The sequence below is a fragment of the Nguyenibacter vanlangensis genome (assembly GCF_013376155.1).
GTDB classification, from domain to species: Bacteria; Pseudomonadota; Alphaproteobacteria; order Acetobacterales; family Acetobacteraceae; genus Gluconacetobacter; species Gluconacetobacter vanlangensis.
This window is the reverse complement of record NZ_JABXXP010000367.1, coordinates 1-2,929: the sequence shown is the minus strand read 5'-3', so window position 1 is coordinate 2,929 and position 2,929 is coordinate 1. Positions and strand designations below refer to the sequence as shown.

3 protein-coding genes are annotated in these 2,929 nt (G+C 68.4%); all 3 read right to left on the bottom strand.

Annotated features, from left to right (window positions below):
* Window positions 1-1,576: molecular chaperone HtpG (gene htpG / locus HUK84_RS13945; RefSeq protein WP_176640828.1), on the bottom strand; the 1,576-nt coding region annotated here is incomplete at its 3' end.
* A gap of 202 nt (window positions 1,577-1,778) precedes the next feature.
* A complete protein-coding gene (locus tag HUK84_RS13940) occupies window positions 1,779-2,420 on the bottom strand; it encodes an NUDIX hydrolase (protein WP_176640827.1) in 642 nt (213 codons plus the stop codon).
* A 56-nt stretch (window positions 2,421-2,476) separates the two neighbouring features.
* Window positions 2,477-2,929 (bottom strand): hypothetical protein (locus tag HUK84_RS13935; protein WP_176640826.1); only part of this gene is annotated, 453 nt, incomplete at its 5' end.

Here is a 2,929-nt window from a genome sequence, read left to right as displayed (position 1 = left end):
GCACGACCGCGCTGCCCACCAGCCGGTTGGTACCCCGCACCTCGGACACCGCCTCGCCCAGCGCGGCCTTCAGTGCCGGCAGCAACGCGTCGAGGTCCGCGCGGGGCGCGTCGTCCTGCGGCGCCTCGAACTTGTCCAGGTCGGCATGGGCCTGGCTGATGCCGCGCAGTTCCTTGCCCTCGAACGTGCCCAGCCGGTCGGGCCAGAAGGAATCGACCGGATCGGACAGCAGCAGCACCTCGATCCCGCGCGCACGGAACCCCTCCAACTGCGGCGAGGCCGGCAGCGTACCGGCATTGTCGCCGGTCAGGTAATAGATCGCCTCCTGCCCGTCCTTCATCCGCGCGACATACTCGGCCAGCGTGGTCAGCCCCTCCTGCGTGCTGGACCGGAAGCGGGCCAGCCCGGCCAGGTCGGTGCGGTATTCGGCATCGTCCCAGATCCCTTCCTTCAGGACCGGGCCGAAATTCTCCCAGAACCCGGCATAGGATTCGGCGTCCTTCGCCCGGCTGCGCAACTCGTTCAGCACCCGGTTGGTCACCGCCTTGCGGATGCGGGCCAGCACCGGTGTCGCCTGCAGCATCTCGCGCGATACGTTCAGCGGCAGGTCCTCGGTGTCCACCACCCCCTGGACGAAGCGCAGCCAGGACGGCAGCAGCCCGGCCTCGTCGGTAATGAACATGCGCCGGACATGCAGCCGCACCCGGCTGTCGCGCACCTGCTCGCCGAATTCGAACGGGCGGCTGCCGGGGATGAACAGCAGGGCGGTGAATTCCAGCGTGCCCTCGGCATGCCAGTGCAGGGTCGCCCACGGCGTGTCGAAATTATGGCTGACATGCCGGTAGAAATCGTTCAGTTGCTCTTCGGTCAGCTCGGCGCGCGGCTTGCGCCACAGGGCGGTGCCGGCATTGGCCGTCTTGTCCTCGCCGTCGCGGCGGATGGTGATCGGCCAGGCGATATGGTCCGCCCATTTGCGCACGATCGCTTCCAGGCGCCAGGCATCCAGGAACTCGTCGGCATCCTCCTTGATATGCAGGACGATGTCCGTGCCGGGCCGCTCGCGCGTCGCGGGGCTCAGCGTAAAGCTGCCCTTGCCGTCGGACGACCAGCGCCACGCCTCGTCGCTGCCGGCGCGGCGCGACACGACGTCGACATGGTCCGCCACCATGAAGGCGGCATAGAAACCGACGCCGAACTGGCCGATCAGGCTCGGCCGTTCCTCGGGCGTGTGCTTGGCCAGCTCCTGGCCGAAGGCACGGGTGCCCGACCGCGCGATGGTGCCCAGGTTGCGCGCCAGCTCCTCCTTGCTCATGCCTGCGCCATCATCGCTGATGGTCAGCCGGCGCGCATCCTTTTCCGGATCGATGCGGACCTTGGCATCCTCCGGCAGGGTGCGGGCGGCGTCGGTCAGGGCCTCGAACCGGCGGCGGTCGGTGGCGTCCGCGGCATTGGCGACCAGTTCGCGCAGGAAGATCTCGCGTTCCGAATAAAGCGCATGGACCACCAGGTCGAGCAGCCGCCCGACCTCGGCACTGAATTCATGCTGCTCGCCCCCTGACGTCGCCTGTTCGACCATCTCGTCCTCTTTCCGCTGGGTCATCATGCTTCCGGACGGAATCGCCCGAAGGCATGATGATGATTGCCAAAACAAATACTTAAGGTGGGATGATTCCAGCTCCCTGAAATCATCCCGCTCCAAACACAAAACCGCCGCAGCATATGTGCCATGAAAGGCACGATTTCAATCTCCTGCGGCCCGAACGCCCGCGCCGCGGCGCCTATTCGAAATCCGTCGGCAGCGCCGGATCGTGGTAATGGGCGAACATGCGCGCGACCTGCCGCGGCAGCACCCGCCCCAGCGACAGGTCGGCCGGGACGGCATCCCGGGCGAACCAGCCGACGCCCGAGGTCTCGATGCTGGTCGCCGGCGCGCCCCCGGCCAGGTCGCATACATAGAACAGCTTGGCGCAGGAAAACGGGGTGGCGGGATGCCCCTGGCGCGTGCGGTCCCACAGCGCGGCCAGCTTGCGCACCCGCGCGACATAGCCGCTTTCCTCCCGCACCTCCTTCACCGCGCTCTCGGCCGGGGTGACGTTCACGTCCGCCCAGCCGCCCGGCAGGGTCCAGCGTCCCCCATCCAGCGTCTCGCGCACCATCAGCAGACGCCCGGCCCCGTCGAACACGGCGGCCCGCACATCGACCTTGGGCGTGGCATAGCCCTCCTGCGCGGCGAACAGATCCTCGATCCGCCGGACCGGGGCACCGGTATGGGCCGCCATGACGCGCGCGGCCAGCGCCCGCAACATCTCGTAGCGCTCGCGATCATAGGGATCGCGGGTGAAGGCCAGGCCGGTCTGCGCGATCGCCTGGATCTCGCGCCCCCAGACCAGCCAGTCCGGCTCGACGTCCCCGTTCGACATGTCCGCGTTCCTCCTTATACCCCCCCCTTTATGCCCCCCTTATACCCCCGGCGCGCTCAGCGCGGCGGCGGAAAATCCAGCATGGCGGCGGTATAGGTTTCGACCACCTGGCTGAACGGCATCCCGTCCTGGCGATACAACAACGCGCGATGGCGCAGGATCGCGGCGGGAATGACGATCCGGCCCTGTTCCGCCGGCGGCAGCCTGTGCATTTCCCAACCGTCCGGCAGCGGCGCGAACAGCCTCGTGCTGTCCAGGGTGCGGCGGGTGAAATGCAGGTCGGCCACCGCATGGCCGAACGCCGTGTCGGTCCGTTCCAGCAGCGCGTTCATCGCCGGGGTCAGCCGTGCGGGCACGTACCAGTTATCGGCCACCGACAGCACACGCGACCCGCAGGCCAGTTCCACCCGGCGATAGGCGACCGGCTCGTCGGGCCCGACCGCCAGTTCCTGCCGCTGGGCGGCGCTGGCGGAACGAAAGACGCCCGGCACCCGCCGCGCCACGACACG